General features: G+C 57.0%; 8 protein-coding genes and 1 pseudogene. 1 reads left to right on the plus strand and 8 read right to left on the minus strand.

All coding sequences use genetic code 11. From position 1 onward, the window contains the following. Positions 1 to 867 precede the first annotated feature (867 nt). From QX124_RS31725 to QX124_RS31740, 4 genes are all read right to left on the minus strand, one after another. Entirely contained in the window at positions 868 to 1,506 is a 639-nt protein-coding gene (locus QX124_RS31725) for a DsbA family protein (protein ID WP_315799296.1), read from the minus strand. Positions 1,507 to 1,591: 85 nt separating this feature from the next. Next, positions 1,592 to 2,518, minus strand: a complete 927-nt coding sequence (locus tag QX124_RS31730) for an oxidoreductase (RefSeq protein ID WP_315799297.1) — start codon at positions 2,516 to 2,518, stop codon at positions 1,592 to 1,594. Between the two features lie 152 nt (positions 2,519 to 2,670). Next, a complete protein-coding gene (locus tag QX124_RS31735; protein WP_315776828.1) occupies positions 2,671 to 3,315 on the minus strand; it encodes an SDR family oxidoreductase in 645 nt (214 codons plus the stop codon). Between the two features lie 83 nt (positions 3,316 to 3,398). Next, a complete protein-coding gene (locus QX124_RS31740; protein ID WP_315799298.1) occupies positions 3,399 to 4,019 on the minus strand; it encodes an FMN-dependent NADH-azoreductase in 621 nt (206 codons plus the stop codon). 85 nt (positions 4,020 to 4,104) lie between these two features. Here QX124_RS31740 and QX124_RS31745 point away from each other — a divergent pair, with 85 nt between their 5' ends. Continuing rightward, the gene (locus QX124_RS31745) at positions 4,105 to 4,482 is read left to right on the plus strand and encodes a helix-turn-helix domain-containing protein (protein WP_315799299.1); all 378 of its coding nucleotides are present in this window, start codon (positions 4,105 to 4,107) and stop codon (positions 4,480 to 4,482) included. Between the two features lie 287 nt (positions 4,483 to 4,769). Here the strand turns inward: QX124_RS31745 and QX124_RS31750 are convergent, their stop codons facing one another. From QX124_RS31750 to QX124_RS31765, 4 genes and pseudogenes are all read right to left on the minus strand, one after another. Next, positions 4,770 to 5,843 carry a serine/threonine-protein kinase gene (locus tag QX124_RS31750; protein WP_315799300.1) on the minus strand — a complete coding sequence of 358 codons (1,074 nt, stop codon included), beginning with the start codon at positions 5,841 to 5,843 and terminating at the stop codon, positions 4,770 to 4,772. Continuing rightward, positions 5,840 to 6,832, minus strand: a complete 993-nt coding sequence (locus tag QX124_RS31755) for a serine/threonine-protein kinase (RefSeq protein WP_315799301.1) — start codon at positions 6,830 to 6,832, stop codon at positions 5,840 to 5,842. The genes QX124_RS31750 and QX124_RS31755 overlap by 4 nt, the downstream gene beginning before the upstream one ends. Positions 6,833 to 6,866: 34 nt before the next feature. Continuing rightward, on the minus strand, positions 6,867 to 7,940 hold the full coding sequence (locus QX124_RS31760; RefSeq protein ID WP_315799302.1) for a PP2C family protein-serine/threonine phosphatase: 1,074 nt from the start codon (positions 7,938 to 7,940) through the stop codon (positions 6,867 to 6,869). A gap of 127 nt (positions 7,941 to 8,067) precedes the next feature. Then, a pseudogene (locus tag QX124_RS31765) lies at positions 8,068 to 8,382 on the minus strand (GMP synthase (glutamine-hydrolyzing)); the annotation flags it as partial.

The raw sequence follows: 8,382 nt of genomic DNA on the forward strand, positions 1-8,382 counted from the left end.
TCATGGCTCGAAATTGCACCGCGCCGAGCCCTCTCACCCCCCTAATTCGGATTCTTGCCCAGCCTCGACGTGGCAAGGGATGAGTCTGCGACAAACCGGCACGACGGGCAGTTGGCGCATGCCGGGCATGCGCGGATTGCCCGTCGGGCAGATGGTCAGTCAGCCGATCGGCGACACCACCGGACGTCGACGCAGCGCTGCTTGGCGTTCGCTCTCTCCGTGAACACGCTGCTCACGGCCAATGTGCCGCGCGGATTTCGGCGCTGGACCCTCTCCATGAACACGCAGCTCATGGCCGATGTGCAGTGCCGTCCTCGGCTTTTGACCCTCATGGTGAGGAGCGCCGGGCTCCGCAGCCCGTCCCGCGACGACTGCCCAAGGCGGCGCGTCTCGAACCATGAGGCCGCAGCTGGGGCCTCGCCCTTCGAGACGCCCGCCTTCAGCGGGCTCCTCAGGGTGAGGGTTTGAAGTAGTCGCCCGGCGACCGGGAACGCATCAAATGATCCGCCATCTCCCACGAAGGGCGCAGCCATGGTCTTGCGCGAGTACTCTCCTGCCTGTGTCCGAAAATGCAGGTCGAGCGGCCCTACGCTGCATTCGAACCCGGATCGATCATGATACGCGGCAAGCGCTTCGAAGCGGAGCGGTTTGAGATCGGTCACACCTCAAACGCCCCTGCGCTCGCGATAGCGGCGAACGGGTGTCGCGGCCCCGGTCTTCGACCGGCGGGTTGCGACGGCAGAGTTAAGTGCACTGTCAACGTAACCCCAAATTATTCTTATTGCGCCGAGGGGTCGCAAGTGCTCTCCGTCAAGGAACTTGATACATTGATTTACATGTTTCGCTGCGATGGCGGCCAGATCGCCGTTAGGCGGGAGCGACAGCAGCAGCCTCACGGATGGCTGATGCAATCTCGTCTTCGCTGCGTCCTCCGTTGATGGCGATGCGCCCGCCGAAGACGAAGTGAGGAACTGACCTGACCCCGGCTGTCATCGATCGGGCCGCCTCCTGCTCGACACGTCTATGTTGCTCGGGGTCGAGCGCTATCGCACGAGCTTCTTCCCGTTCGAACCCATAGGCTACGGCAATATCCGCAAGGACATCGGCGTCTGAGATGTTCCTTGCTTCCAGAAAATGCGCATCAGTGATCGCGACGGCGAGCGGATGCTGCGTCCCTCGTGCGCGCGCCCCAAGGATCAACCCGTGCGCCGCCTGTGTTCTGTAAGTCCAGAGTTGGCGGCTCAGGTCGAGGTCAAAGCCAGACGCGCGTGCCTCCGCCTCGGGCCGGGCGAAGGAGGCCTTCGGATCCGTCACGCCGTAACGCGACAAGAGAAGATCGGGAATGTAGAGGCCCTCCTCCGGCGCATCGGGAAGCAGAAGGACCGGGTGCTGGCGTATATCGGCATCCAGCTCAGGGAAACGTTCCGCCAGGACCTTGTCGAGACGGTGATGCCCGATGATGCACCATGGGCAGGTGATCTCGGTGTAAAGATCGATTTGCAGCATTATCTCATCCTTCTGGTCATTGAACCGACAGTCTTGGATTAATCTGAGCCGTTTCGCGTCGACCGCGGCGCCTTCCATCCCTAAGTCAGGACGCGCCATCGACGGAGGGCAAGCCAGGGTCGATACCGGTCATCTTGACGGACACATCCCACAGTCGCTTGGCGAGCTGCGGATTCCTCGCCTCCTCGGAGGGAAGACCTTCACCGGAAGGACCGCGCAGTTCGGAGAACCCCGTCGGCCCATAGTAGCCGCTGGGCTTTATCCGCCCGGTCGCTGCGTGCAGCGCGCCCCAGGCGCCCATGGTGGGCGCGGCGAATAGCAAGCCGATCAGCGACATCACTATGTTGCCCCACCAGCTGTCGCGGGCGAGGTTTGTTCCGACAAGACCCGGGTGGCAGGCCACCGCTGTTACCGGCGCTCCCGCCGCCCTCAGCCGCCGATCCAGCTCGAAGACGAAGAGCAGGTTCGCGAGCTTGCTGGCGCCATAGCGTGGAAGCCACCTGTAGCTCCTCTGAGCGTTAAGGTCGTCCCATTCGATCTTCGCGCCCTTGTGCTGCCCGCTGCTCGTGACGACGATGCGCGATCCGGGCGCTTCCATGAGCTTCGGCAGCATGAGCGCGCTGAACGCGAAGCAGCCTAGATGATTGACGCCGAACGTCTGCTCGAAGCCCTGCGCTGTGTGCTTCAGCGTCAGCCCCTGCACGCCGGCATTGTTGATCAGCACGTCGACACGCGGCTCCTTGGCGGCGAGTTCAGCCGCCCGTCGCACGCTCGCCAAATCCGCCAGGTCAAGTGGCAGGAGCGCGAGCTCAGCTCCCGGAGTCTTATGACGAATCCGGCTCATCGCGGCTCTCGCCTTCGCTTCGTCGCGGCACGCGAGCAACACCCGCGCGTGCCGAGCCGCCAGCGCGCTCGCCACTTCGAAGCTTATTCCCGTATTGGCCCCAGTGACGATGAAGCACTTGCCTGACTGATCGGGCACATCGGCCGCCGCAAATCCCTCGGATGGCACGGATTTCTCCTCTCCCTCGACACGCGCTTGGTCTGTCGCCCCTGAACGCCGCACCGAACCGCACTCGAAGTTTCGAGCCACCATGTCGGATCGAGTGGTGCACCAGTGGCAGTCGCAGCGCGTATGCCCGCAAGTTGCTCAGCCAATTGCTCTTAAACGTGATCTGCTATTCCCGGCGCCGCATGTACGAACTCCCTGGCAGTGACCTGATCAACCAGGAATTTCGCGAGGTTTCCGCGCGACAGCTTCGTGCCGAGCTTCGTCTTGCCATACCAGCCTGCGTCCACCTGGCCTGTTGCGGGCCCATCCTTGAGGTTGGGAATCCGAACCAGTGTCCAATCGAGGTGTGAGTTGCTCACTAGTCCAGCGGTCGCCTTGATGTCGTCATAGGCGTTGTGGACGATTATCCTGAACAGCATGACGAATGCTTGAGACTTGAGGTCGAAACCATCCTTCGGATCACGATAGATGGCCGTCGAGATCTGAATGAACCGTCGAACGTTCAGCTCTTCCATGACAGAGATGATCGTGCCGACGCCGCGCATGATTGGCCGCTTCTCGCGCGCTTTCAGACTGTTGGGCCCCAGGGCGCTGATCACCGCGTCAGAGCCCGCGACACACGCTTTGATCGCTTCGCGATTGTTTAAGTCACCGACGATGACCTCGATCTTGCTACCAAAGGCCGAAAGTTTTCCGGCGTCGCGCGTGTAGACGGACAGCTCATATCCTTGCCGGAGCGCCTCTTCGATAATGTGTCTTCCGGTTGGTCCGGTCCCTCCAAAGAGAGCAATCTTCATCTCATCTTCCTTCCTGCCTTTTGGCTTGGAAGCAACTGCTCTGGCTGCTGACATAATCGCCTGAGCAGCCGGCCGCTCCGCTTTCAGGCGACCTTTTCCAAGACCGAGCGAACCTGGGCTTCGGTGGCGGCGACGGCGGCCTTGGCCGCCTCAGGCCCGAAGACGGTGCCTTCCACACGGACGATTTCAACGTCGGCCAGGCCGATGAAGCCCAAGAGGTGACGCAGATAGGCGGTCTGGAAATCAAAGGGAGCCCAGTCACCCTCGGAGAAGACGCCGCCTGCGGCAGTGACCAGATAGACCTTCTTGCCGGTCAGCAATCCCTGCGGCCTGCCGGCTTCGTTATAACCAAAGGTCACGCGCGGCCAAGTGATGTGATCGAACCAAGCCTTCAACTGCGACGATAGACCGAAATTGATCATGCCTGAACCCAAGACGATCACGTCAGCAGCCTTCACCTCATCGACGAGCTCCTGGGCAAGGCCGACCGCCTTGAGCTGCTCTGGTGTGCGCGCCTCGGGGGACGCGACGCGGCCTTGAATGTACGCTTGGCCGATATGCGGGAGCGGGTTAGCCGCCAGATCGCGCGTCAAAACGGTGCCGCCCAAGCGAACCTTGAAGCCTTCGGCGATCTCGGTCGCGAAACGGGCGGACAGGCTCTCGGCGCCACGAGGGCTCGAGGTAACGAGGAGGATGTTGGTCATGGTTGCTCCGGCGTGAACAGCGTAGTAACTCTTGTTACTAACACTATTAAGGTGACTGCCATGTCCCTCGCAAGAAGGCACTCCAATGACACTTAGTGACATTGATTTTCCTACCCCGAGCAAAGGTGACGACTGTCGGATGGTTCGGGACATCCTTGATCTCGTCGGCGACAAATGGAGCCTGTACATCATCGCAACGCTCAAAGATGGACCAGTTCGGTTCAATGAGCTGAGGCGTCAGATCGACGGCATCTCGCAGCGGATGCTGACGATCACCTTGCGCGGACTGGAACGCGACGGGTTGGTGAAGCGGACATTGTTCCCCACTATTCCGCCACGCGTGGATTATGAGTTGACGGATGTTGGACGGACGCTTCTTGCGCCAGTAATGGCTCTCGTTACGTGGGCGAACACCAATCAGGAGAACATCCAAAACGCTCGCGTCCGATACGATGCAAGCTAGTTGGCAGCGGACATCACTTATCCGATTTGCACGCTATTGCCGCACAGGCAAAGCTGGGGTCTTCCAACGCGCATGATCTATCGTCTTCTATCTCTCAGTCAGAATTGACGGAGAGAGAAAAGATGAGCCAAGCACCTCAGGCGGCCCGCAGAACAATCCGCCGGCGTGGCGGGCGGTATGTGAGAATAAAGTACACTGTCACCGTCCCCCCCGAGAATAACGTAGCGAGGCGGGCGTCTCTCCGAATTCGAGCCAGCATTGTCGATACAATTGCTGTTCAGCAACGATCAATCAATGACTACAATCGGATGGCCGCGATAGCGCGGAAAGCCTGGAAATCTAGAGTAACAGACACGACTATTCTTCTTGGTCGCAGGTCTTCGTACGCCATAGACACTCTCCATACTAAAAAACACTCCACCATCGACGTCGTTCGTAAACCCGCTGTAACCATTCTGAATGAGGTTCGTGACGTCGCCTTCCGTACGGTGCACGTTGATATAGCAAAGCTGCGAGAACTCCTTCACGAGCTGGTCTGCGGAGGGACGCTTATCTGCCTCATAGGCAAGGCACTTTTCGATAATTCCCTGAAGACTCTCAGCCAACGGCTTGTACTGCGGATTACTCACCATGAACGCAGGCCATCGTTTTCTGGTCTGATTTCTCACGTTGACGGCAGCTTCCAAGTAGACACCGAAGGGATACTCACCTGTCAAGACCTTGAACATCATCGCACCGAGGGACCAAATATCTGCCGCACTCCCAGGATGATCGCCGGGTGAACGGAACATCATCTCAGGTGCCATATAGGGCAACGCACCGCGGATCGTACCCGAGGTCGATCTCGTCAGATCGCCACCATCGTTCGCCGCTCGCGCGAATACTTCTTCGGTCAATGTTGCAATACCGAAGTCCGTAATCTTCAATTCATGAAGATTAACACCCGATTCTACGATGATGTTGCTTGGCTTCAAGTCGCGATGAATCACCCCGGCGTGATGTGACGCCGCCACACCTTTCGACAGATGATGAAACACCCGCGCACCAAGATGCGGATCAACCACTCCAAATCGAGATAGCTTGGCCTCCAACGTCTCGCCCGGCACAAACTCTTCAATTAGAAAAAGGCTATTATTCTCTTCAAAGTAGTCCAGCGTTTTTGCAACATTATGATGATTGACCATCGCTGCAATTTTTGCGCTTTGAGCAAAGCGCTTATCTGGCTGTCCTGGCTGCGGCGTTTTAAGCGCAACTTCGATACCAAGTAGCTGGTCGGACGCCAAATAGACATCCTGCATACCGCCGCGGCCAATGTGCTTTTGAATCGTATAACGCGAAGAAATAACATCGCCAGGCTTCACGGCATCACCTCCGGACTCGACACGTCGAAAGTCACAAAGCGCCGACCTCCGCCATTTCCGAAGGTTATCACGCAACACCCAGGAACAATGCTTCCAGCCGTTGCGACGGTGTTGTTCAAATAGACAGATCCGGATGCACTGGATACTCTAAAGTCAAATCCGTCATACTCGATGGCCATCGAACCCACCGCGCCAGCGTTTAAAACTATTTTGCGATTCCGTCTGTCGAGGTGATGCGGCTGCCCGCCCATGACGACAAGAGCACGATGCTCATTCTCCAGAAGATGCCGCGCCAACCTTGCTTGAACGTCGAACATCGTCGGTCGTTTTGCTGGATCTACACTTAGACACCCGTGAATGACAGTGGCTAAGTCTGACTGAAGACCAAGAGAATGCAAAAATGCAGGCGATACTTGCTGTGGCGGCCGCAGGATTAGTTCGCGCGGAGCATTGCCAGTCAAAAGCGCAAGCGCTGTCGCACCAAAAGCGTAGACGTCTATCGATTGATCAAAACTTACTGTCAGATCAGCCCAAAGTTCGGGAGCCATGAAAACGGGGGTGCCAATTACACCGTGGGTCCTTGCATCGTCGCGAGCTCGAGCCAGCCCAAAGTCTATAATCTTTACTACACCCTCTTTGTCGATCCGAATGTTATTCGGTTTGATATCCCTGTGAATCACGCCAGCTGCGTGAATGTCTCTAAGCCCTGACGCTATCTGCCACAGGATGTTCAGATAAGCGCGACCGGGCTTGAAGGAGTCGATTTCGAGATTGCCGCCATCAATGTATTCGAGGACTATAGCCTTCTCCCGTCGCCCTCGATCCATAATTTCAATAATATCAAACAACTGAACGACATGTTTTGATCGGAGCCTTGCCAAGGCTTTTTGTTCATCGAGGAGTCGCCGCTTTTCGACACCGACCTGCAATCTTTTGATTATTACGCGCCGCTGCAGATGGGTATCCATACACTCAATGATTTCACCCATGCCACCAGTAGCCGTTGCGCCGGTGGGCTCGTACCTACCCGCTATCTTCATCGGTCTCGTCCGAATTGGGGGATCGCTCTATTTGAATTTCTAGTTGAATATTTTCTTTTGGTTCTACGGGCTTTCTCGATTTCTTCGACTTTTTTGAAGCGGTCTTTTCCTTGCCCTCGGGGCGGGATAATGAGTTTTCCTCATGCACCGCGGCAGTTTGCGGTGGCGCTGATGGATTTGTCGCACGGTTTTCGCCGCGATTGATATCGTCTTTGATCAAAATCGATGTCAAATACCCAAATGAATCCCAAAGATCGATCTCGTCTTCCTCGCCTCTGCGAATTTCCTGCAAGAGGGACTGAACGTCGAGCATCGCTGAGGAGGCGTTATCGGGTCCTCCGCACCATCTCGCCAATGCTGCCAGCCGTTCAGAAGCCGACTTTAATTCATTCGCATGCGACAGAATGCGTTCCAGCGTCGCAGCTTCTACAAAATGAATACCGTCTGTTGTAATAGCCAGATTGCGCACAGTAGCCGGAACCGGCTGAATGTGCGGCCTCATACCCTCTCCCATCCCTACGAACTGCAAAAGCTCTCGACCATGTCCGCCAACAGCTTCGGCAAACGAGTCGTCGCGGGTTAAACGCTCAACCTTGGCGTCACGACCGAAGGCATAAACCCGACTATCTCCGAGATTAACAACAAGCGGTCGAAGATCGTGGTCAAGAAGAACAGAGGAAAGAGTCGCCCCCCCTTTCCCGTTCGCAAATTTGAAAACCTCGACATTCGCGTATGAGATTGCGGCAGCCGCCCGTTGTTGGAGATCGTGACCGCGATACGAAGCTAATGCATAGAAAAAACTAGACAATGCCAAAGTTGCGCATCTTCCTCCGTCTCGCATACCGCCCATGCCATCGGCGACAGCGACCGCAATTAAGCGACGACCCCCATTAGCCTTGGAGCGGATCCGTAGCGCCGCAACGCGATCCTGATTTTCAGATCGCTGTAGACCGATATCAGTCGCGAGAATGACTGGAATGCCAAAGCACTGATTGATTGAACGGTCTGGACTAGCTCTAGATAGCCATGCCGCGATTTTCTCTTGAAACGAATTCATCTCAAGTCCTATATCGAGGTACAACTTCCGCCTCGAAATCCTGTACCGCCAAAATTTCTTGGAACTGCCTCAGATTACTTCGTCGCGCACTGCAAGAGTTTGTGGAAGCATTTCCGACGATATCATCTTACTCCCACTCAATCGTCCCCGGCGGCTTGCTCGTCACGTCGTACACCACCCGGTTCACGCCCTTCACCTCGTTGATGATGCGCGTGGCCGTGTTCCCTAAGAACTTCATATCGAACGGATAGAAGTCCGCCGTCATCCCGTCCGTCGAGGTGACGGCGCGCAAGCCGACGACGTAGTCGTAGGTGCGGCCGTCGCCCATAACGCCGACGGTCTTGACCGGGAGCAGCACCGCGAAGGCCTGCCAGATGGTGTCGTAGAGGCCGGCCTTGCGGATCTCGTCGATGTAGATGGCGTCGGCCTTGCGCAGGATGTC

The sequence above is a fragment of the Bradyrhizobium sp. SZCCHNRI3043 genome, from assembly GCF_032377735.1.
In the GTDB taxonomy this organism is placed as follows: Bacteria; Pseudomonadota; Alphaproteobacteria; order Rhizobiales; family Xanthobacteraceae; genus Bradyrhizobium.